This window comes from Allobosea sp. P4_H5, assembly GCF_056400825.1.
Genome location: NZ_JBFUKM010000013.1, coordinates 84877 through 107158, shown reverse-complemented (window position 1 = coordinate 107158; position 22282 = coordinate 84877). Strand labels below are relative to the sequence as shown.

General features: G+C 67.0%; 18 protein-coding genes and 1 tRNA gene. 10 read left to right on the top strand and 9 right to left on the bottom strand.

The features are described from left to right. Positions 1–2: 2 nt before the first annotated feature. Together AC1DS0_RS24435 and AC1DS0_RS24430 are read right to left on the bottom strand one after the other, a co-directional pair. Positions 3–1016, bottom strand: coding sequence for an ABC transporter substrate-binding protein (locus tag AC1DS0_RS24435; protein WP_476816823.1), 1014 nt, complete (start codon positions 1014–1016; stop codon positions 3–5). A 68-nt stretch (positions 1017–1084) separates the two neighbouring features. Further along, on the bottom strand, positions 1085–2431 hold the full coding sequence (locus AC1DS0_RS24430) for an LLM class flavin-dependent oxidoreductase (protein WP_476816822.1): 1347 nt from the start codon (positions 2429–2431) through the stop codon (positions 1085–1087). A 494-nt stretch (positions 2432–2925) separates the two neighbouring features. Here AC1DS0_RS24430 and AC1DS0_RS24425 point away from each other — a divergent pair, with 494 nt between their 5' ends. Next, entirely contained in the window at positions 2926–4050 is a 1125-nt protein-coding gene (locus AC1DS0_RS24425; protein WP_476816821.1) for a helix-turn-helix transcriptional regulator, read from the top strand. Positions 4051–4141: 91 nt separating this feature from the next. Here AC1DS0_RS24425 and AC1DS0_RS24420 read toward each other — a convergent pair. Together AC1DS0_RS24420 and AC1DS0_RS24415 are read right to left on the bottom strand one after the other, a co-directional pair. Continuing rightward, positions 4142–4217, bottom strand: a tRNA-Ala gene (locus AC1DS0_RS24420). A 189-nt stretch (positions 4218–4406) separates the two neighbouring features. Continuing rightward, on the bottom strand, positions 4407–4814 hold the full coding sequence (locus AC1DS0_RS24415; RefSeq protein WP_476816820.1) for a TIGR02300 family protein: 408 nt from the start codon (positions 4812–4814) through the stop codon (positions 4407–4409). Between the two features lie 242 nt (positions 4815–5056). Here AC1DS0_RS24415 and cmk point away from each other — a divergent pair, with 242 nt between their 5' ends. Together cmk and AC1DS0_RS24405 are read left to right on the top strand one after the other, a co-directional pair. Next, positions 5057–5683: a (d)CMP kinase gene (cmk, locus tag AC1DS0_RS24410; RefSeq protein ID WP_476816902.1), complete on the top strand. Its 627-nt coding sequence runs from the start codon at positions 5057–5059 to the stop codon at positions 5681–5683. A 183-nt stretch (positions 5684–5866) separates the two neighbouring features. Next, the gene (locus AC1DS0_RS24405) at positions 5867–6685 is read left to right on the top strand and encodes a DUF1194 domain-containing protein (protein ID WP_476816819.1); all 819 of its coding nucleotides are present in this window, start codon (positions 5867–5869) and stop codon (positions 6683–6685) included. 3 nt (positions 6686–6688) lie between these two features. Here AC1DS0_RS24405 and AC1DS0_RS24400 read toward each other — a convergent pair whose 3' ends face one another. Both AC1DS0_RS24400 and AC1DS0_RS24395 read right to left on the bottom strand, forming a co-directional pair. After that, entirely contained in the window at positions 6689–7885 is a 1197-nt protein-coding gene (locus AC1DS0_RS24400; RefSeq protein ID WP_476816818.1) for a multidrug effflux MFS transporter, read from the bottom strand. A gap of 209 nt (positions 7886–8094) precedes the next feature. After that, a complete protein-coding gene (locus AC1DS0_RS24395) occupies positions 8095–9507 on the bottom strand; it encodes a sodium:proton antiporter (RefSeq protein WP_476816817.1) in 1413 nt (470 codons plus the stop codon). Positions 9508–9754: 247 nt separating this feature from the next. On the opposite strand from AC1DS0_RS24395, the gene AC1DS0_RS24390 reads away from it, so the two are divergent. After that, positions 9755–10543, top strand: coding sequence for a class II glutamine amidotransferase (locus AC1DS0_RS24390; RefSeq protein ID WP_476816816.1), 789 nt, complete (start codon positions 9755–9757; stop codon positions 10541–10543). A gap of 43 nt (positions 10544–10586) precedes the next feature. Next, the gene (gene hrpB / locus AC1DS0_RS24385) at positions 10587–13085 is read left to right on the top strand and encodes an ATP-dependent helicase HrpB (RefSeq protein WP_476816815.1); all 2499 of its coding nucleotides are present in this window, start codon (positions 10587–10589) and stop codon (positions 13083–13085) included. A 4-nt stretch (positions 13086–13089) separates the two neighbouring features. Here the strand turns inward: hrpB and AC1DS0_RS24380 are convergent, their stop codons facing one another. Next, on the bottom strand, positions 13090–15240 hold the full coding sequence (locus AC1DS0_RS24380; protein ID WP_476816814.1) for a transglycosylase domain-containing protein: 2151 nt from the start codon (positions 15238–15240) through the stop codon (positions 13090–13092). A 300-nt stretch (positions 15241–15540) separates the two neighbouring features. Here AC1DS0_RS24380 and AC1DS0_RS24375 point away from each other — a divergent pair, with 300 nt between their 5' ends. Beyond that, positions 15541–15936, top strand: coding sequence for a DoxX family protein (locus AC1DS0_RS24375; RefSeq protein WP_476816813.1), 396 nt, complete (start codon positions 15541–15543; stop codon positions 15934–15936). Between the two features lie 73 nt (positions 15937–16009). Here AC1DS0_RS24375 and trxA read toward each other — a convergent pair whose 3' ends face one another. After that, on the bottom strand, positions 16010–16330 hold the full coding sequence (trxA, locus tag AC1DS0_RS24370) for a thioredoxin (RefSeq protein WP_126114465.1): 321 nt from the start codon (positions 16328–16330) through the stop codon (positions 16010–16012). A 162-nt stretch (positions 16331–16492) separates the two neighbouring features. Further along, the gene (locus tag AC1DS0_RS24365) at positions 16493–17737 is read right to left on the bottom strand and encodes a Zn-dependent hydrolase (protein ID WP_476816812.1); all 1245 of its coding nucleotides are present in this window, start codon (positions 17735–17737) and stop codon (positions 16493–16495) included. Between the two features lie 394 nt (positions 17738–18131). On the opposite strand from AC1DS0_RS24365, the gene AC1DS0_RS24360 reads away from it, so the two are divergent. The 4 genes from AC1DS0_RS24360 (at position 18132) to AC1DS0_RS24345 (ending at position 22240) form a co-directional block, all read left to right on the top strand. Further along, positions 18132–19067 carry a sugar ABC transporter substrate-binding protein gene (locus AC1DS0_RS24360; RefSeq protein WP_152016126.1) on the top strand — a complete coding sequence of 312 codons (936 nt, stop codon included), beginning with the start codon at positions 18132–18134 and terminating at the stop codon, positions 19065–19067. A 66-nt stretch (positions 19068–19133) separates the two neighbouring features. Then, positions 19134–20282, top strand: a complete 1149-nt coding sequence (locus AC1DS0_RS24355) for an ABC transporter permease (RefSeq protein ID WP_476816811.1) — start codon at positions 19134–19136, stop codon at positions 20280–20282. A gap of 2 nt (positions 20283–20284) precedes the next feature. Next, the gene (locus AC1DS0_RS24350; RefSeq protein ID WP_476816810.1) at positions 20285–21082 is read left to right on the top strand and encodes an ATP-binding cassette domain-containing protein; all 798 of its coding nucleotides are present in this window, start codon (positions 20285–20287) and stop codon (positions 21080–21082) included. Positions 21083–21127: 45 nt separating this feature from the next. Then, complete coding sequence (locus AC1DS0_RS24345) at positions 21128–22240, top strand: Gfo/Idh/MocA family protein (RefSeq protein ID WP_476816809.1); 1113 nt, start codon at positions 21128–21130, stop codon at positions 22238–22240. Positions 22241–22282: the final 42 nt, after the last annotated feature.

Sequence of the window (22282 nt, the reverse complement as noted above, 5' to 3'; positions counted from 1 at the left end):
GCTCACTCTCCCTGATAGGCCGCGCCGGCGACCTGCTCGAAGCGCCGGTCGAACAGCGCCTGCGCCTTGAGCACCGGCTTCTTCAATTCGGCGGCGAGGAGATCGATGGTTTCCTGCTGGCGCTCGATCGCCCCGCTCCAGTCGAGCGGCACATCCGGATCGCCGTTCGATTCGACGAGGAAGCGCCCGGAATCGGCCTTCAGGCCCTGATCCCTAACGTAATAGCCCTTGATCCACTCTTCGGGATGGGTCTCGATCCATTTCGCGGCACGGCCCCAGGCCTGGACATAGGCGCGGATCGCCGCCGCCTTGCCGGGATCCTCCAGCGAGGATTTCACGACATAGAGATAGGCAGGATCGTCGCGCAGGCCGTGCGGCAGCGCCTTGGCGCCGTCCCGCGCATAATTCTGGACGAAGCGCTGCTTGTTCGCCTCCGCGATCGGCGCGGCATCGACGAGCTTGCTGGCGAGCGCGTTGACATAGGCGTCGCCGACGCTCGGCAGTTCGACAAGCTGGACCTCGTCATGCCGGAGGTTCAGCTTCTTCAGCACGCGCAGCACGAGCGCGCCCTGGGCCTGGCCCGGGCTGAAGGCGATCTTGCGGCCCTTGATATCTTCGAGCTTGGCGATGCTGGAGCCCGGCGCCGTGGCGATCACATAGATCGGATGGCCGATGGGGTCGCGTCGGAACTTGGCGCCGACGATCCTGACTTCGAGCCCGGTCCATTGCGCATGAATCGGCGGGATGTCCGCGACCGAGCCGATGTCCAGCGCCTTGGCCCGGAAGGCCTCGATCGTCTGTGGGCCACCGGAGATATTGGCCCATTCGACCTTGAAGGGCAGCTTGGCGATCTCTCCCGACAAGGTGAGGGCAACCTTGGTCTGCGGATCGCCGATCACCAAAGTCGTGCCCGGCGGGACGCGTTCGGGGATCGGCGCGGTCTCCGGCAGCGGCTGGGCCGCAACGGGGCCGGCCAGCAGGGCGGCCGCAAATGGCAGGACGTAGCTGAATTTCATCGGATGTCCTCTGCGGGGCCGGCAAGGCCGTCGCGTCATGGCTGGATCGGAAACCCCGGCGGGCAGGCTCAGGCGCTCTGGCGCTGCTCCGTAGCGAAGAGGCTCTCCGGGCGCGGCAGCTCGTAATGGTCGCGCAGCGTCGTGCCGGAATACTCCTGCCTGAACAGGCCACGCTTGCGCAGGATCGGCACGACCTCGGCGACGAAGCTGTCGAAGCCGCCGGTGAGATAAGGCGGCATGACGTTGAAGCCGTCAGCCGCGCCCTGCTCGAACCAGGTCTGAATCTCGTTCGCGACATGCTCGGGCGTGCCGACGACGACGCGGTGGCCGCGCGCGCCGGCAAGACGCCGGATCAACTGGCGAATCGTCGGGTTCTCGCGGTCGACGATGTCGACGACGAGCTGGAACCGGCTCGCCAGTCCTTTCGGTCCGCTGGTGTCGATGATGTGGCGCGGCACCGGCCCGTCGAGATCGTAGCCGCTGAGATCGACGCCGATCATGCGCTTGAGCTGGTCGAGCGAGGCGGCCGGCTGGATCAGATCGTCGATCTCCTCCTCCAGCCGCTTCGCCTCGGCCTCCGTCGAGCCGAGGAAGGGGCTGATCCCCGGCAGGACGCGCAGGTGATCCGGCCGGCGTCCGAGCGCCACCGCACGGGTCTTGATGTCGGAATAGAATTCCTGCGCGCTGGCAAGTGTCTGGTGCGCGGTGAAGATCGCCTCGGCGAACTGGGCCGCGAAAGAGCGGCCATCCTCGGAGGAACCGGCCTGGACATAGACCGGCCGACCCTGCGGCGAGCGCGAGACGTTGAGCGGCCCGCGGACACGATAATGCTTGCCGACATGGTCGATGCGATGGACCTTGTCGGCATCGGCAAAGACGCCGCTTTGCGGGTCTGCGACGAGGGCGTCGTCCTCCCAGCTGTCCCAGAGCCTGGTGACGACATTCAGGAACTCGCGGGCCTTCTCGTAGCGCTCGCCATGCGGCGGATGTTCCGGCAGCCCGAAATTATGCGCGGCCCCGGCATCGCTGGTGGTGACGATGTTCCAGCCGGCACGGCCGCCGCTGATGTGATCGAGTGAGGCGAACAGCCGGGCGAGATTGTAAGGCTCGTTATAGGTGGTCGAGGCCGTGCCGATCAGGCCGATCTTTTCGGTCGCGGCGGCAATCGCGGTCAGCCAGGTGATCGGCTCGAAGCGAACGCGTGAGGAGTAGCGCACATTCTCCGGCAGCGAGGGGCCGTCGGCGAAGAAGATCGCGTCGAACTTCGCGGCCTCCGCCTTCTGCGCCAGCTCCTGATAGTAGCGGATGTCGAGCACGCGCTCCGGCTCGGACTCCCTGTAGCGCCAAGCCGCCTCATGGTGGCCGCCGGGATAGATGAACAGGTTGAGCGTGAGCTGGCGGCCGGCACTGGACATCGCGCACCTCGCATCGAGCGAATGGTTTGACAGGGCGAGAACCTCACGCCCTTGATCATTCACGATGACGGCCAGCACTGCGAGTGGTCAAGAGAAGTGTTTTTTAAAAAGAACGCTCTGCCAAGAAGATTATTATGCGCCATAGGCAAGTTAATTTGGCAATCAATAGAGCCTTATTCAGAAAAAATAACTGAAGATGATTACCTTTACGGGATGATTATCCCTGACAGAGAGCCTCCGAAAGAACGCTCCCGTTTCAAACCCAAAGATGCACCAATCGCAGCGAGACGCAGATTGCTGCGATTGGCGGCTCGGTCCCGGCACTGCCGTTTGAGCCTCCCAAGCGGAGGAGCAATCCCCTTTTTTCTGCGGTGCCCGATCGGCTAACGTTGAGGCAATGGAGACAGTCGGCGCTGGCGGCCCGGCCATCGTCATGACCTTGGGACGGATCGATCGTGAGGCGAGGATCGCTCGACGTCTATGATGAGGACCGCGTGTCGGTCATCAGCCAGAACGTGGCCGCGGCAGTCGAAGCCGCGACCTTCGGCGAGGGCTCATGGGACCGGGTGCCCGCGATCCTGAGCGAGGCCTTCCCCGGCTCCTGGGGAGGGCTTGCCAACATGAATTTCCCCGAAAGCCGCCTCAACTTTCTATCGCTCCAGAATATGGAGCCCGCATTCGTGACCGCCTACGCGGAGCATTTCGCCTACATCAATCCCTGGAACACCTATTGGGGTCGCCTGAAGGGAACCACCATTGGCGCTTCGGAGGAAGTCTGCCCGGCGAAGAACTTCGTCAAGACAGAATTCTACAATGATTGGCTGTTGCCTCAGAGCCGTGCGGTGGCCGCCGCCGGCATGAAGATCGTCGGCGAGCGCGACGAGGCGGTGAATCTGCTTCTGCACTACCCGCTCTCCAAATCCGGCGTCTACGATCGGGCGGCGGTGGAGATCCTGACCAATATCCGCGGCAGCTTCGAGCGTTCGATCAACCTGGTTCGCCTCCTGCGCTCCGACATGGAAACGGCGGTTACCAAGGCCGCGCTGGTCGAGCGTAGCCGCTGCGCCGCCTTCGTCGTCGACGGCGACCGGCACGTGCGCGACACCAATCTCCTCGCAGAACGCCTCTTCGTCTCGGGACGAGGCGTCACCGTTCGGCGCGGCCGCTGCCATATCCCGGATGCGACTGCAGACGCCCGCTTCGCGGCAGCACTGGGCCTGCTGTCTCAGGGGAAACCCACATCCGTCTCGCGCATTGGCTTCCGTACGGCCACCGGCGCATGGCAGGCGTCGGTGGCCGCGCTTCCGGTAGCCCAGCCGCCCGGCGGAGCCCGCCTCATCCTGCTTCCACCCGAGCGGCTGATCCTGGTGCAGATTCTCGAGCTCAGCTCAAGGGGAGTGAATGCCGACGATCTTGCGCCTCTCGCCCCTGCCTTTGGCCTGACGCCATCGGAGATTGCCTTCTGCAGGCGCCTGCTGCTGGGCGAGACGATCGCCAATGCTGCAGAGCAGCTCGGCATCACCCAGGAAACCGGCAGAGCGAGGCTGAAGACGATTTTCCAGAAGACAGGCACCTCGCGCCAGGCGGAGCTGATGCTGCTCCTGGCCAGAGCGAGCTAGTCTGGCTATGCCGGCTTCGGGCGAGGAGCATCTTGGGCCAGCGCTGCTGCACTGATCCGAAACGCGAAAATCCTGTTATCTATGAGAGATTTGGTGGAGCCAGGCGGAATCGAACCGCCGACCTCTTGAATGCCATTCAAGCGCTCTCCCAACTGAGCTATGGCCCCACTTTGCCGGCCTTCTTGGGGAAAGGCCGGGAAATCGTCGCTGACCGAGGACTCTTTCGAGCCGGTCCGCGTTCGTCGCCGCAGCGACGAAGCGCTCTATAGGCAAGCTTGCGCCAAGACACAAGCACTGATGTCACGTTACCGTCGCGCTTTTTTCAGGAGCGCGATTTGACGCGATCTTGGCGCTGATCAGGCGTCTTCGTCGCCTTCGATGTCGCCATCGATCAGGTCGGAGACGTCGTCGTCGCCTTCCTCGTCCTCTTCCAGGAAGGTGTCGTCGTCGTCGCTGGCGTCGCCGTCATCCTCGATCTCGATGTCGTCGTCGCTGGTGACCACCGGCTCCTTCTCGGCAGCCTCGGCATCGGCGTCGTCGAGCGAGACGAGCTCGACCGCGCCGTCGGCGGCCTCCGTCTCATCCTCATCGTCCGCCGGCTTGGGTGCCGGAACCGCTGCCGCCGCCTTGGCCTGCGGCTCGAACAGCGAGCGCGGATAGGACTGGCCGGTGTAGGGCGAGACGATCGGATCCCTGTCGAGATCGTAGAATTTGCGGCCCGTGACCGGGCAAACGCGCTTGGTACCAAGTTCCGGTTTCGCCACGGCGTCGGACCTTCAAGTTCGTACGGGGTTCGTAAAAAGCAGGGGCGTCCGTTAGTCGGGCAAAGCGTCTCTGTCAAATATTGATTTGGCTGCGGCGCAAGCCGGTGAAGCCCGGCGCAAAACCGCTTCGCATCGGCGCGCCCGGTGCTTTAGAACTCTGCCTTCACCAGAGCACTGACGAAAGACTGAGAATCGTGCCCGCGACCCAGCCCTCCGCCTCTCCGATCCAGCAGGCCGACCGGCTGGTCATCGCTGTCGATGGGCCGGCAGCCTCCGGCAAGGGCACCTTGGCGCGCCGGCTCGCCGCCCATTACGGCCTGCCCTATCTCGACACCGGCCTGCTCTACCGCATGGTCGCCCGCACCATGCTCGACGCCGGCGAGCCGCTCGACGATGCGCAGGCCGCAGCGGTGAGCGCCGTGGGCTTCGACGATGCGACGATCGACGAATCGCGGCTGCGTGGCCGCGAGATCGGCGAGGCCGCCTCGGTGGTGGCGGCGATCCCCGCTGTCCGGCATGCGCTGATCGACCGGCAGCGCCGCTTTGCCGCGGCCGCTTCCGGGGCCGTGCTCGACGGGCGCGACATCGGCACGGTGATCTGCCCTGAGGCGACGGTGAAGCTCTTCGTCACCGCGACCCCCGAGGTCCGTGCCGCGCGCCGGCACAAGGAACTGGCGGGGCGGGGCGAGGCCGCTACGCTCGACGGCATCCTGGCCGATATCCGCCGACGCGATGCCAGGGATTCGGGCCGCGGCGACGCGCCGCTGAAGGCGGCGGAGGATGCGGTGCAGCTCGACACCTCGGCGCTCGGCGTCGAGGAGGCCTTCCAGGCGGCGCTCGCCATCGTCGAGGATCGCCGGCGCGGATAGTCCTTTCAGGGTATCGGTTTGTGTGGGCCGATGCTCATTTTTCCGGCTTGAACTCGCGTTTTCGTGCTTTGCGCGAATCGAAACCAAGCGCAGACTTCGACGACATTCGTTTGAAGCCTGCCTTCGCCCGAAACCCGTCCTCCTTTCGGCGTCACGCTTCGACGACAGATGACGGAGGTTTCGATGCGGCCCTGGCTGTTCGGTCTCTTCAGTCTCGCGGTCGCCGGGCTCTGGCCGGCCTCGGCGCCCGACGCGCAGCCGGCGAGCGCGCCGCCCGAGGAGGTCGACGTCGCCCTCGTCCTGGCGGTCGATGTCTCCTATTCGATGGATCTCGACGAGCTCGCTCTGCAGCGCAACGGCTATATCGAGGCCTTTCGCTCGAAGCTGTTGCACGAGGCCATCGCCAAGGGGGCGATCGGCAAGATCGCCGTCACCTATTTCGAATGGGCGGGCGGCGATTTCCAGCACATCGTCAGGCCCTGGACGGTCATCGAGTCCGCGCAATCGGCGATCGCCTTCGCCGAGGAGCTAGGCGAGGCACCGACCCGGCGCGGCCGGCGCACCTCGATCTCCGGCGCGATCGATCTTGCCGTCGCGCTGCTCGAGAAGAGCAACGTGACGCCGCTGCGCCGCGTCATCGACATCTCCGGCGACGGCGCCAACAATGACGGGCGCCCGGTGACGGTTGCCCGCGACGCCGCGCGCGACAAGGGCATCTCCATCAACGGCCTGCCGGTGATGCTGAAGCAGGCGAGCTATTTCGACATCGACAATCTCGACGTCTACTACGAGGACTGCGTCGTCACCGGCGTCGGCGCCTTCGTCATCCCGATCCGCGAGCGCCACCAGTTCGTCGATGCGACGCGGACCAAGCTGGTGCGCGAGATCGCCGAGCTGCCGGCCTCGGGGCCCGACGCGCTGATCCAGAAGGCGCAGGCCAAGCCGCCGCGCATCTCCTGCATGCAGGGCGAGCGGCAATGGCGCGACCGGATGGGGAACTGACGCTCAGGTCTTGCCCTTGCGGGTCGCGGCACTGGCGCGAAAGACGATCAGCGTCGCCACCCCGATCACCGACATCACGGCAGGCATCGGCAGCGCGCTGCCCTTGAGCAGATGGCCGACCAGCAGGCCGACGCAGGCCGCGAGCAGCATCTGGCAGAGGCCGGTCAGCGAGGAGGCCGCGCCGGCCCGGTCCGGGAACGGCATCATCGCCGATGCCTGCGCCTGCGGCATGACGAGGCCGACGCCGCAGGCATAGAGCGCCATCGGCGCGACGACCCCGAACGGCCCGCCGAAACCGGTGGCGACGCCGGCCAGCATGGCGAGCCCGCCGGCGGCGAGGCAGACGACGCCGAGCCCGATCACGCCGTCGAGGCCGCGGCGGCCGACCAGGCGCTGCGCGATGATCGTGCCCAGGATGAAGCCGAGCACGGCGCAGCCGAAGGACAGGCCATAGGCGGGCGCCGTCAGGCCGTAGACCCCCATCAGCACATAGGACGAGCCGGAGATGAAGGCGAAGAGGCCGGCATAGGCCAGCGAGGTCAGGGCGACATAGACCCGGTAGGCCGGGTTGCCCAGCAGCAGCTTGTAGCCGCGGAAGATCGCCGGTAGCGACAGGCCGTCGGGCGAGCACCGGCGCAGCGTCTCCGGCATGATCGTCACGATGATGGCGAGCATGGTGAGGGCGAAGACGAGCGAGGCCAGGAAGGTCGAGCGCCAGCCGAAGGCGTTCTGCAGCAGGCCGCCGAGCACGGGAGCGATCGCCGGGACGAGGCCCATGATCATGCCCATCCGGGCGAGCTCGCGGCCGGCCCTGGGTCCCTCGTAGAGATCGCGCACCATGGCGCGGCCGAGCACGATCGGCCCGGAGGCTCCGACCGCCTGGGCGAAACGGGCGCCGATCAGCGCCTCGATCGAGGGTGCGAAGGCGCAGGCGAGCGTGGTCGCGATGAAGAGGCCGAGGCCGATCATCAGCACCGGCCGGCGGCCGAGCCGGTCCGAGAGCGGCCCCCAGATGATCTGGCCGGCGGCATAGCCGAACAGGAAGGCCGAGAGCGTCGCCTGCGCACCGGCGAAATCCGTGCCCATCACCCGCGCGATCTCAGGGAGCGAGGGCAGATAGAAATCGGTCGAGAGTGGGCCGAGCGCCGTCAGCATGGCGAGGACGGCGGTCATCGCCAGCGTGTCGGGGCGCAGGGGCATCGGATCTTCCTTCGGACGCCGCGTTTAGACCATGTCGGTTCGCAACGGAACCACGCCGTCATTCCGGGGCGGCCGAAGGCCGAGCCCGGAATCCAGAATCTATACCGGCTCCGGATGGAGTGCTCCGCCTTCCCAGGCCTCATGACCAAGGGTATCGGTTCTGGGTTCCGGGCCCATGGCTTCGCCATGTCCCGGAATGACGGCCGGGCTCAGCGGAAGAAGATCAGCGTCTGCAGCACGAAGAGCGGGATCAGGATCGCGCCCGACCAGAGCATGTAGCCGAAGAAGCTCGGCATCGCGACCTTCCGGTCCTTGGCGATGGCGTAGACCATGAAGTTCGGGGCGTTGCCGATGTAGGAGTTGGCGCCCATGAAGACGGCGCCGGCCGAGATCGCGGTCAGCGTCAGCGCCCCCGTCGTCATCAGCACCTTGGGATCGCCGCCGGCGAGCTCGAAAAAGACGAGATAGGTCGGCGCGTTGTCGAGGAAGGAAGAGAGCGCGCCGGTCAGCCAGAAATAGGCGGTGTTGTTGGCGCTGCCATCGGCATTGCTGACGAGGGCGACGAGCGGGGCGAAGGCGCCGTTGCGGCCGGCCTGCAGCATCGCCAGCACCGGGATGATGCAGGCGAAGATACCGGCGAAGAGCTTGGCGACCTCCTTGATCGGCCCCCAGGAGAACTCGTTGCCGGCGCGCACCGGCTTCGGCGTCAGGGCGAGCGAGAGGCCGGCCAGAGCCAGCAGGACGAGGTCGCGCACCAGATTCTGCCATTCGACGGCGATGCCGTGGAGAGTGAAGGCGACGCCCGGTTTCCAGCTCGCCGACATCAGGATGGCGAGGATGACGCCGCCGAGCAGGAGGATGTTGACCTTGCCGAAGAGCTTGATGGCGCGGTCCGGCGTCGGATCGCGCAGCGGCGGGTAGTTCTCCTCCTTGCGGAAGAACCAGCTGTCGAGGGCGTAGAACACGGCGAGCAGGATCACGACGGCGGTCAGCGTCTCCGGCAGCAGATGCGTAGTCGTCCAGAAGAAGGAGACGCCGCGCAGGAAGCCGAGGAAGAGCGGGGGATCGCCGAGCGGCGTCAGAGACCCCCCGATATTCGAGACCAGGAAGATGAAGAAGACGACGACATGGACGTTGAAGCGCCGGTTGTCGTTGGCCCGCAGGACGGGGCGGATCATGATGATCGAGGCGCCGGTGGTGCCGACGAAGCTCGCCAGCAACGTCCCGATCGCGAGCAGGGCGGTGTTGGTCGCCGGTGTGCCGTGCAGGTTGCCGGTGATCAGGATGCCGCCGGCGATGGTGAACAGCGCGAACAGCAGGATGATGAAGGGGACGTAGTCGAGCAGCGCAGTGTGCAGGATTGCACCGAGCGCCGGGTCGACACCCCGGAACAGGACGAGCGGCACCACCACCAGCAAGGCCCAGAAGGCCGCAAACTTGCCGTAGTTCAGCTCCCAGAAATGCGGGAACAGCACCGGTCCGAGCGCGATCGAGAGCAGCATGCCGGTGAAGGGCAGGGCCCAGGCCACGCCCATGCTGGCGCCGCCGATATCGCCGGCGGCGAAGGCGGCCTCAGGGAAAAGGGCGAACAGGAGCGCCGCGCCGGCGAGCTTCGTCAGCATGGAAATCGGCCCTTCCCCCGCCCGCTTGCCGCGGGACGTTTGTCGTCACCCCATCGCTGCGACGGTTATATCAAGGCTATACGGCTCGCAATCATGCTGGCCATTTCATCTCCCGTCGTCAGGTACGGAGCCGAGGGAGCTGTCCAGGATGACCCTATCGGAGGGAGATGAACCATTATGCCGGCGTTCATTCTCGTGGAATAATCTTCTCCTGCGGCGTCCCGCCCGCACCTGATTCGGGACCACCATGTGCCGTTTCCTCGCCTATGCCGGCGCCCCGGTCTTCCTCGAGGACTTCATCGCCTCGCCTTGTCATTCACTGATCCACCAGTCGCTGCATGCCGAGGAAGCCAAGACCGGCACCAATGGCGACGGCTTCGGTGTCGGCTGGTATGGCGAGCGGGCCGAGCCCGGCCAGTATCGTGAGATCAGGCCGGCCTGGTCGGACGAGAACCTGCTCTCGATCGCGCGCCTGGTGCGCTCGCATCTGTTCTTCGCGCATGTGCGTGCCGCGACCGGCACGGCGACGACGCGGGCGAACTGCCACCCCTTCGTCCATGGCCGGCATCTGTTCATGCATAATGGCCAGATCGGCGGCTACGCCCTGATCAGGCGTCGGCTCGAGAGCCTGATTCCCGACGGGCTCTACGGCGCGCGTGTCGGCACGACCGATTCGGAAGCGCTGTTCCTGCTGGCACTGGCCCGCATTGCCGAGGGCGCTGCGCCCGGCGATGCCCTGGCGGGCGCGCTCGGCGACGCGCTCGCGCTGATGCAGGAGGCCGGCGTGCGCGAGCCATTGCGCTGCGCTGCCGCGCTTGCCGATGGCGAGACGATCCATGCCGTGCGCTGGTCGTCCGATCCGAAGCCGCCGACGCTCTATCTCTGCGATCGCGGCGACGCCGTGGTGATCGCCTCCGAGCCGGTCGATGCTGCTCGCGACTGCTGGCAGGCCCTGCCTTGCAACACATTGGTCTGCGTGAAAGCCGGCACGGTCAGCATGACGCCGTTCGAGGTCGGATTGCGGCAGGCAGCCTGAGGCGGCTTGCACAGCAGCTCCGCCTGCGCCACATCGCAGGCGCATGCGCGCCTTCGACACAGCCCTCCCGATCGACGCGGTTCTCGCCGCTCTCGCCGCTTCGCTGCGCGAAAAGCCGAACGCCGTGCTCGTCGCCCCGCCCGGCGCCGGCAAGACGACGCGCGTGCCGCTCGCGCTGCTCGACGAGCCCTGGGCTAATGGCGGCAAGCTGATCGTGCTGGAGCCGCGGCGACTGGCGGCGCGCGGCGCGGCCAATCGCATGGCGCAGACGCTTGGCGAGCGCGTCGGCGACACGGTAGGCCTGCGTGTCCGGCTCGGTTCGAAAATCGGCCCGAAGACGCGGATCGAGGTCGTCACCGAAGGCGTCTTCGCCCGGATGATCCTCGACGATCCTGCGCTCGACGGCATCGCCGCCGTGCTGTTCGACGAATTCCACGAGCGCTCGCTCGACGCCGATTTCGGGCTGGCGCTGGCGCTCGATGCGCAGGCCGGCCTGCGCGAGGACCTGCGCATCCTGGTGATGTCGGCGACGCTGGACGGCGCGCGGGTCGCCAGGCTCCTCGGCGATGCCGAGGTGATCGAGAGCGAGGGCCGGGCCTATCCGGTCGAGACACGCTATCTCGGCCGCGACCCGCTGAAGCGGATCGAGGATCAGGTCACCGAGGCCGTGCTGCAGGCGCTGAACGAGCAGGCCGGCTCGCTGCTCGTCTTTCTGCCGGGGCAAGGCGAAATCCGCAGGGTCGAGGAGCGCCTGTGCGAAAAAATCCGCGATCCCGCGACGGAGATCGCACCGCTCTATGGCGCGCTCGATCAGGCCGAGCAGGACCGCGCCGTACTGCCGGCGCCCAAGGGCAAGCGCAAGGTCGTGCTCGCGACCTCGATCGCCGAGACCTCGCTGACGATCGAGGGCGTGCGCGTCGTCATCGATTCCGGCCTCGCCCGCGTGCCGCTCTATGAGCCCGATATCGGCGTCACCCGCCTCGTCACCCAGCGCGCCAGCCGGGCAGCCTCAGACCAGCGCCGCGGCCGCGCCGGCCGGACCGAGCCCGGCATCTGCTACCGGCTCTGGGAGGAGGCGGGCAACGGCGCGCTCGAAGCCTTCGCCCGGCCGGAAATCCTCTCGGCCGATCTCGCGCCGCTGCTGCTCGACTGCGCCGCCTGGGGCGTCTCCGATCCGAGCACGCTCTCCTTCCTCGATCCGCCGCCAGCGCCGGCGCTGAAGGAAGCGCGGACGCTCCTCAACGACCTCGACGCATTGGATCCCGATGGCCGCATCACCGACGACGGCAAGGCGCTGCAAGCACTGCCGCTACCGCCACGGCTGGCGCATATGGTCGTTGGCGCGGCGCATCATCGCCGGGCTGAGCCCGCTGCCTTGCTGGCGGCACTGCTCGTCGAGCGTGGGCTCGGCGGCGATGCGATCGACCTTTCCGAGCGGCTGGAGCGCTTCGGCCGCGAGCGCGGCGGCCGCGCCGCCGATATGCGCCGCCTCGCCGAGGGTTGGGCCAGGCAGGCGGCCAGCAACGTAAGGGCGGGCGCGGAGCAGTTTCTCTCGCCCGGCTTCCTGCTCGGCCTCGCCTTCCCCGACCGCGTCGCCAAGGCGCGCCAGCCCGGCTCAGGACAATACCTCCTCGCTAATGGCCGGGGCGGAGCGCTCGAACCCGGCCAGAGGCTGGCGCGCGAGCCCTATCTCGTCGTCGGCGAGATGACCGGCTCGGCGCAGCAGGCTCGCATCCTCAGCGCTGTCGCGATCAGCGAAGCCGAGATCGCGGCGCTCGCCGCCTCAGGCCTGATCCGGATCGCGTTGTCGGAGCGCAACGAGACCGTGTTCGACCGGCAGGCGCGGGCGCTGCGGTCCCGTGCCGCCCGCAAATACGGGGCGCTGGTGCTGGCCGAGCGGCCCTTGCCGGTCGAGTCGTCCCCGGAGAATGCCGAGGTGCTGGCGAAGGGCATCGCCACGCTCGGCATCGAGGCGCTGCCCTGGAGCAAGGCGCAGGCGCAACTGCGCGAGCGCGTCGCCTTCCTGGTTGCGGCCGAAGGCGAGGGCGCCGGGTGGCCGGACCTGTCCGATAGCGGGCTCGCCCAGGCGGCCGCGGATTGGCTAGCCCCACACATTGTCGGGCGCAATTCATTGGCGGCGATCACCCCGGGCGATCTCGATGCCGCGCTGTCGGCCCTCTTGCCCTGGGAGCTGAAGCGGCGGCTCGACGCGGAGGCGCCGACGCATTTTGCCGCGCCGACCGGCTCGCAGCTCGCAGTCGACTATGGCGCCGAAGCCGGGCCGACGATCTCGGTCCGGGTGCAGGAGCTGTTCGGTTTGGCACAGCATCCTTCGCTCGCCGGCGGGCGGGTGCCGCTGGTGCTGGAACTGCTCTCACCCGGGCACCGGCCGATCCAGATCACCCGCGACCTGCCGGGCTTCTGGCGCGGCTCTTGGGCTGCCGTGAAGAGCGAGATGAAAGGTCGCTACCCGCGCCACCCCTGGCCGGATGATCCCGCCGCGGCGCCGCCGACGACGCGGGCCAAGCCGCGCGGGACGTAAGGCGTCAGCCGCCGAACAGGCGCTCGAGGAAGTTCTTCTCCTGCGGAGCCGGCGGCGTCCAGGCGCGGTCGCCGGAGGCGACAGGCTGGGTCCGCGGCGAGGGCGCGACGCCCGCGACCGGCTCGCCGCCGTCGAAGATCGACTTCGGCGCCGACTGCCAAAGCCCGCCCGGCAGCTGTATCGGTTGCTGGCCGGCATGGGCCGTCTTCATGTACTTGCCCCAGATCTCGGCCGGCAGGCCGGCGCCGGTGACGCGCTTCATCGTCGAATTGTCGTCATTGCCGACCCAGACGGCCGTGACGAGGCGGCCGGTGAAGCCGACGAACCAGGCGTCGCGGTAATCCTGCGTCGTGCCCGACTTGCCGCCGACCTCCCAGCCGGGAATGTTGACCTTGCTGCCGGTGCCGCCCGTCATCACCGCATGGAACATCGAATTCATCATCGAGAGCGTCTGCGGCTGGATCACCGGGCCGAAATTATTGGCCTTGCGGGCGTAGACGACCTTGCCGCTGGTCGATTTGACCTCGCGAATCACATAGGGAAGCACCGACTGGCCGCCATTGGCGAAGCTGGCATAGGCGGCGGTCATCTCCAGCGGCGTCACCTCCGAGGTGCCGAGCGACAGCGACGGATTGGCCTGCAGGGACGAGTTGATGCCGAGACGCTGGGCCGTGCGCACGACCTCGCGCGGCGTCACCTCCTGGATCAGGCGCGCCACGACCGTGTTGAGCGAATGGGCGAAGGCGGTCTGCAGCGTCACCGGGCCGCGGAAGCTGCGCGAATAGTTCTCCGGCTCCCAGCCCTTGATCGAGACCGGGGAATCGTCGCGGATCGTATCCGGCGTCATGCCCTTCTCGAGCGCCGTCAGATAGACGAAGGGCTTGAAGGACGAGCCCGGCTGGCGATGGGCGGCCGTGGCGCGGTTGAACTGGCTCTTGGTGTAGTCGCGCCCACCGATCAGGGCGCGGATCGCGCCGTCCGGCGCCAGCGAGACCACCGCGCCCTGCGAGGCGTTGAGCTTGGCGCCCTGTGCCGAAAGCGCCTCGACCAGGATCGTCTCAGCCGAGCTTTGCAGCCTGGTGTCGATCGTCGTCAGCACGGTGACGTCGCCCTCGATCGCGCCGATGAAGTCGTCGAGCACGTCCATGACATAGTCGGCAGCGTAGTTGACCGAGCCGGCGCCGACGCGCTCTGGCACCTCGGCCGGCGCGCCGAGCGCAGTCTTGGCTGAGGCCTGCGAGATCAGCCCCTGCTCGGCCATCGCCGAGATCACCAGTTGGGCGCGCTTCTCGGCGGCTTCCGGGTTGCGGTTCGGCGCGAGGCGCGAGGGCGCCTGGACGAGGCCCGCGAGCATGGCGGCTTCGGCAACCGAGACCGAACGCGCCGACTTGTTGAAATAGCGCTGCGCCGCGGCCTCGACGCCATAGGCGCCCGAGCCGAAATAGACGCGGTTGAGATAGAGCTCGAGGATCTGGTCCTTGGTATAGGTCCGCTCCAGCCAGAGCGAGAGGATCGCTTCCTGGATCTTGCGCGCCGCCGTGCGCTCCTGCGTCAGGAACAGGTTCTTGGCGAGCTGCTGGGTCAGGGTCGAGCCGCCCTGGACGCCGCCGCGCTTGGTCAGGTTGTTGACGATGGCGCGGCCGAGCCCGATCGGGTCGATGCCGAAATGGTCGTAGAAGCGCCGGTCCTCGATCGCGACGAAGGCTTTCGGCAGATAGGGCGGAACTTCTCCGATCGTGATCGTGCGTCCGCCGGTCTCGCCGCGATTGGCGAGCAGCGTGCCGTCCGCAGCCAGAATGGCGATGTTCGGCGGGCGCTTCGGCACGGTGAGCTGGTCGATCGGCGGCAATTGCGCGGCGTGATAGGCGACGACGCCACCGACGGCGAGCACCGCCCAGAGCCCCATGACGACGCCCCAGTAGAAGATGCGGCCGAGGAAGGAGCCGCGCTTGCGGCGCGGCTTGCGGCCGCCCTTGCTGCGCTCGTTCTGCGGGCGGCGCGGTTGCTGGCGCGGTGCCACCGAATTCTTTCCTCCGCGATAGGGGCGATCCTCGGCCGACAGGCGCAGATCGCCGTCGTCGCGCTCGTAATCGTCGCGCGCACGCTCGAAAGACGGCTCGCGCCGCTCACCGCCTCGTTTCGACCGGTCGTTCATCCCGCCCCGTTCAGGCCCCGTCACCGTTCTGCGATCCGCAGCCCGGCATTTTCCAGACAGGATTCAAACATGGCGCTTTTAAGGGGTGGTTAAGCCCGATTTCGGCGAACTTTCCGCAATGGTGAACGAAGCCGCCGCTGTTGCGGATTTGCCGCTCGGTGATTTTGCTGCACTGCAAACGAAAACGTGACTTGATCGATCTTCTTTGCATGGGGACAAGCGCGATGCGGTGAAGGCGACTTCTTCGCCAGCAAACCCAATCACTTAGACTCATTCAAATCGGACGGAAGGTCCCCGCCCATGCAGGCCCTCAACTCATTGAACCGCTATGCGCCGCACGCGCTCGGGCTGCTGCGCATCGCGGCGGCGCTGATCTTCATCGCCCATGGCACGCAGAAGCTGTTCGGCTTCCCGGCTCCGCCGGCCAGCGGGCTGCCGGCGATGTTCACGCTGTTCTGGTTCGGCGCAGTCCTCGAGGCCTTTGGCGGCCTGCTGATCCTGATCGGCCTGTGGACCCGCCCTGTCGCCTTCATCCTCGCGGGCGAGATGGCCTATGCCTACTGGATGTTCCACGCGCCGCGGAGCATGTATCCGCTGTTGAACGGCGGCGACGCCGCCATCCTCTACTGCTTCGTCTTCTTCTATCTGGTCTTTGCCGGTGCCGGCGCCTTCGCGCTCGACAATCGCTCGAAGTGATCCAGGCATAGTCTGAAAGCAAGGAAGGCCCGCCCTCAGCGAGGGCGGGCCTTCCTGATTCTACAAAGCCGGATCAGACCGCAGCCGAGATCCAGCGCGACAGGTCGCTCTTGGGGGCTGCACCGACCTTCTGCGAGGCCAGCTTGCCGTCCTTGAACAGCATCAGTGTCGGAATCGAGCGGATGCCGAACTGAGCCGGAATCTGCTGGTTCTCATCGACGTTCATCTTGACGATCTTGACCTTGCCGTCGAGTTCGCCGGCGATCTCCTCGAGCGCCGGGCCGATCATCCTGCAGGGGCCGCACCATTCGGCCCAGAAATCCACCACCACCGGCTCGCTCGACTTCAGCACGTCGGCCTCGAAGCTCGCATCGGTCACTTTGATCGTCGCCATGGCTCGTCGCCTTTCGATTCGCTTGCGGCAACAACGCCGCTATTCACCGCCGAAGCTATGAACGGGCGGCCGCAGGGTCAAGGCTGGCTCACCTTCCGGTGATGCGGGTCAGCCGTGCTTCCACTGGAGATGGATCGTCGCCCCAGGAAGCGACGCATGGATTCAGCGATCCGCTCGCGCCACCACCGTGTGCAGCAGCACGTTGAGGCCGGGCTCGAGATCATCCGGCGTGCATAGCTCCTGATTATTGTGGGTGATGCCGCCCTTGCAGGGCGCGAAGATCATCGTTGTCGGCGCGTGGCCGGCGACGAAATAAGCGTCGTGCCCGGCCTGGCTCAGGATATCGCGCGTGCGGTAGCCGAGGGCTTGCGAGGTCGCCCGGACCTGCTCGATCAGTTCGTCGGCGAAGACCTTGCCGCCCCAGTTCCAGACATCGAGGATCTCGGCGGTGCAATCGGCCCGGGCCGCCGCCTCATGCACGGCGCGGCGCACGCGCTCGGCCATCACGGCGGTCGCCTCCGGATCGGCATGGCGGACATCGCAGGTCGCCTGCGCCCAGTCGGAGAGGATGCCCGGCTTGTTCGGCCAAGCTACGAGGCGTGAAGCCGTCGCCTTGCCGCCGCTGCCGGCATGCTCCCAGCCGAGATCGTCGACGGCGACCAGCAGGCGCGCCCCGGCGATCAGCGCGTTCCTGCGCCGCTCCATCGGCCAGGGGCCGGTATGGGCGGTTTCGCCGCGGAACTCGACCAGCATGCCGGTGCTGGAAAAGCCGCCAGTGACGATGCCGACCTGCATGCCCTCGCGGTCGAGGATCGGCCCTTGCTCGATATGGAACTCGACATAGGCGTCGAAGGGGTGGGGCGCCGCCTCCATCTGCCCGCGATAGCCGATCCGGTCGAGCTCCTCGCCGATTGTTCGGCCGTCGTCGTCGCGCCGGCCCAGCGCCCAGTCGAGCGTATAGGCCCCGGTGAAACAGCCCGAGCCGACCATGGGCGGCGAGAAGCGCCCGCCTTCCTCATTGGTCCAGTTGACCACCTCGATCGGCCGCTTCGTGCGATGGCCGAGCTGGTCGAGCGTCCGGCAGACCTCGAGCCCGCCGAGCACGCCGGCGATGCCGTCGAAGCGCCCGCCATTCACCTGCGTGTCGAGATGGCTGCCCATCACCACCGGCGGCAGGCTGTCGTCCTGCCCGGCCCGGCGCGCGAAGATGTTGCCGATGCCGTCGATACGGACGGCGAGGCCGGCCTGTCGGCACCAGTCGATGAAGACGTCGCGGACCTCCCGGTCGGCATCGCCGAGCGCCAGCCGGGATAGTCCGCCCGGCCGGCCGGCCCCAATCTCCGCCGAACGTTCGATCGTCGTCCAGAAGCGCCCGATATCGATGCGCGCGGTCGCTGGCAGGCCCATGAAATTCCCCAAATTCCGGGCGCTGAGCGCGCCGCTTCAAGTGCCAACAATCGAGGCGCCGGCCCACTCCTGGCAAATCGATATTGGTGATGGGTTTCTCCGGTCCGGGTGGAACGGCCAGGCACGCGTTCCGGTATGTCACCGGCGCAGAAGGCGCTTGACAGCTGCGCATGAGCAATGGAATGATTGTTCCATTGAATATTGAAAACGGTTTTTTTGTTTCGTTTTGCATGCAGCGCAGAGTCGGCGGCCGCGCTCGAAGCGCGTCCTTCCTTCTTCGCCATCCAGGCAGTCCGCGACGCTTCGCGGCCCGCCACGTCGCCCGAAAACCGGCCGATCGAGCCCGATCGGACCGATAACGAAAGCGGGGGACATCCCCGCAAGGGAGGATGAGATGAAGCGTTTTCTCGCAGGGATGATTGCTGCCGCCGCCATCGCGGTCGCAGGAGCGACGCCGAGCATCGCGCAGCAGACCAGGATCATCGTCGTCAGCCATGGTCAGGCCGCGGACCCATTCTGGTCGGTGGTCAAGAACGGCGTCGCCAAGGCGGCGGCCGATCTCAAGGTCGCCGTCGACTATCGCGCACCCGAGACCTTCGACATGGTGGCGATGAGCCAGCTGATCGATGCCGCGGTGAACCAGAAGCCGGCCGGCCTCGTCGTCTCGATCCCCGACGCCTCGGCGCTCGGCCCGTCGATCCAGAAGGCGGTCGCTGCGGGCATCCCGGTGATCTCGATGAACTCGGGCTCCGATGTCTCGAAGAAGCTCGGCGCCCTCCTGCATGTCGGTCAGGACGAGTTCGACGCCGGCAAGGCCGCCGGCGAGAAGCTTGCCAGCATGGGCGGCAAGGTCGGCGTCTGCGTCAACCACGAGGTCGGCAATGTCGCGCTCGACCTGCGCTGCAAGGGCTTCGCCGAGGGCTTCAAGGGCAAGGTCACGGTGCTGCCGGTCTCGAACGATCCCTCCGAGATCCGTTCCAAGGTCAAGGCGGCGCTCTCCGACGCCAGCGTCGATACGGTGATGGCGCTGAGCGCCTCGCTCGGCGGCGAGCCGACCCTGGCGGGCGTCAAGGAGGCCGGCAAGATCGCCAGCGTCCGCGTTGCCACTTTCGATCTTTCGGCGAACTTCCTCAAGGCGATCGCGGCCGGCGAAGCCGCCTTCGGCATCGACCAGCAGCAGTTCCTGCAGGGCTACCTGCCGGTCGCCTTCCTGGCGCTCAATGCCGAATACGGTCTCGTCCCCGGCGGCAATGTCCCGTCCGGTCCCAACCTCGTCACCAAGGAGAAGGCGGCCCAGGTCGTCGACCTCTCGGCCAAGGGCATCCGCTGAACGTAGGGCGGCGCTGATCCGCGCCGCCCTTCCTTCCGGATCGTTCAGAAGCTCAGGAGGCGCGCCATGGCCACATCGACCGCCGATCTCGCCGCGGGCGCGTCCCGTCCCACTGACCCGGCCGCAGAGGCCCGCGACGAACGGCTGCGCCGCGTCTCGCTGATCGCCCGGCTGATGCGCCGGCCCGAGCTTGGCGCAGTCGCCGGCCTCGTCCTGGTCACCGTCTTCTTCGGCCTCACCGCCAACCCGGCGATGTTCACCCTCGCCGGCGCCATGACCGTGCTCTCGCCGGCATCGCAGCTCGGCATCCTCGCCATCGCGGCGGCATTGCTGATGATCGGCGGCGAGTTCGATCTTTCGATCGGCTCGATGATCGCCTTCGCGGGGCTCATCTTCGGCGCGCTGATCGTCGTCGGCGACCTGCCGCTGCTGGCGGCGATCGTCGCGACCTTCGTCTTCGCCGGGTTGATGGGCGCGGTGAACGGGCAGATCGTCATCAGGACGCGCCTGCCTTCCTTCATCGTCACCCTCGCCTTCCTGTTCATCCTGCGCGGGCTCTCGCTGGTCGGGCTGAAATGGGCGACCGGTGGCTCGACGCAATTGCGCGGCATCGGCGACAAGGCGGGCGCAGGCGTGGTGCGCGAGCTCTTCTCCGGCCAGGCGCTGGAGGGACTGTTCGCCTGGCTGGCGCAGGCCAACCTGATCGCCAAGTTTCCGAACGGCACGCCGACCGTGACCGGCGTTCCCGTTGGGGTGCTCTGGTTCCTCGCCATCGCAGCGCTCGCGACCTATGTCCTGCTGCGCACCCGCTTCGGCAACTGGGTCTTCGCCGCTGGCGGCGATCCCAATGCGGCCCGCAATTCCGGCGTGCCGGTCAACATGGTCAAGACGACCCTGTTCGTGCTGACCGCCTGCGCCGCCACCCTCGTCGCCATCTTGACCGTGCTCGACGCCGGCTCGACCGATGCCCGCCGCGGCTTCCAGAAGGAATTCGAGGCGATCATCGCGGCGGTGATCGGCGGCTGCCTCCTGACCGGCGGCTATGGCTCGGCGGTTGGTGCCTTCTTCGGCGCGATCATCTTCGGCATGGTCTCGATCGGCCTGACCTACACCAGCTTCGACAGCGACTGGTTCCAGGTCTTCCTCGGCGGGATGCTGCTGCTCGCCGTGCTGTTCAACAACTTCATCCGCCGCAAGGCGACAGGGGAGCGCTGAGCATGACGACCGCAACCCCGGAACAGGCCCCGCTCATCGAGGTCCGCGACATCGTCAAGCATTTCGGCTCGGTGATCGCGCTTTCGGGCGTCTCGCTCAAGGTCTCCGCCGGCGAGGTGCTCTGTCTGCTCGGCGACAACGGCGCCGGCAAGTCGACGCTGATCAAGACGCTGTCGGGCTGTCATAAGCCGAGCTCGGGCGAGTTCCTGGTCGAGGGGCGGCCGGTCGCCTTCTCCAGCCCGCGCGACGCGCTCGATGCCGGCATCGCCACCGTCTACCAGGATCTGGCGATGATCCCGCTGATGTCGATCACGCGGAATTTCTTCATGGGCCGCGAGCCGATCCGCGGCTTCGGCCCGCTGAAATGGATCGATTTCGACCTCGCCCATGCGGTGACCCGCGACGAAATGCACAGGATCGGCATCGATATCCGCGATCCGTATCAGGCGGTCGGCACGCTCTCCGGCGGCGAGCGCCAATGCGTCGCCATCGCCCGCGCCGTCTATTTCGGCGCCAAGGTGCTGATCCTGGACGAGCCGACCTCGGCGCTCGGCGTCGCCCAGACCTCGATGGTGCTGAAATACATCAACCTCGTCCGCGCCAAGGGCCTCGGCGTGATCTTCATCACCCACAATGTCCGCCACGCCTATGCCGTCGGCGACCGCTTCACCGTGCTCAACCGCGGCAAGACGCTCGGCACCTACGCCAAGTCGGGGATCGCCATGGACGAGCTGCAGAACCTGATGGCCGGCGGCAAGGAATTGCAGGCGGTCTCGGAGGAGCTCGGCGGTACGGTCTGACACCAGCAAGCATCCGATCCTTCCTCTTCGCTACGGAGATTGCTCATGCGCGCGCTCGGCGTCGGCCTGATCGGCACCGGCTATATGGGCAAGTGCCATGCGCTGGCCTGGAATGCCGTCGCGCCGGTCTTCGGCGACGTGCTCCGTCCGAAGCTCGCTATGCTCTGCGAGGTCGACGAGGCCCTGGCGGCGCAGCGGGCCGGCGAGTTCGGCTTCGCTGAATCGACCGCCGACTGGCAGGCGCTCATTGCCCATCCCGATGTCGACGTCGTCTCGATCACCACGCCGAACGCCTTCCATGCGCAGATGGCGATCGCGGCCTTGAGCGCCGGCAAGCATGTCTGGTGCGAGAAGCCGATGGCGACCAGCCTCGGAGACGCCGAGGCGATGCTGGCGGCGGCGAAGGCGGCCGGTACGGTTGCCGCACTCGGCTACAACTACATCCAGAACCCGGCGATTCGGCTGGCCAAGCGCCTGATCACCGAGGGCGCGATCGGCCCGGTCAACCATGTCCGCGTCGAGATGGACGAGGATTTCATGGCTGATGCTGGCGCGCTCTTCTCCTGGAAGAGCGAGGCTGCCTCCGGCCATGGCGCGCTCGACGATTTCGGCGTGCACGCCTTCTCGCTGATCAAGGTGCTGATCGGCGAGGTCGAAGCGGTCATGGCCGATATGGCCAAGCCCTATGCCGAGCGCCCGCTCGCGGCCGGCGGCAGCCGCGCGGTCGAGACGCACGATATCGCCACGCTGCTGCTGCGCCTGTCTTCCGGGGCCTCCGGGCTCGTTGCGCTCAACCGCTCGGCCTGGGGCCGCAAGGGCCGGATTGCCCTGCAAGTCTTTGGCGCGAAGGGCACGATCGCCTATGATCAGGAGCGGATGAACGAGATCGAGCTCTACACGGCCGAGGGCGCGAGCGATGTCCAGGGCTTTCGCCGCATCCTGACCGCCCCGGCGCACGAGCCTTATGGCCGCTTCATCCCGGCGCCCGGGCACGGCCTCGGCTTCAACGAGCTCAAGATCATCGAATGCCGCGAGTTGCTCCGCGCCATTGCCGGCGAGCCGGCGCTTCTCCTCGATTTCGAGGCGGGACTGCGCATCGAGCGCACGGTCGATGCAGCAGCCAGAAGTTTCCGGGATGGGCGCTGGACGCACGTCTGAGGACCTGCTTCGCTGGAACAGGTCCTGATTGCAAAAGTGGTT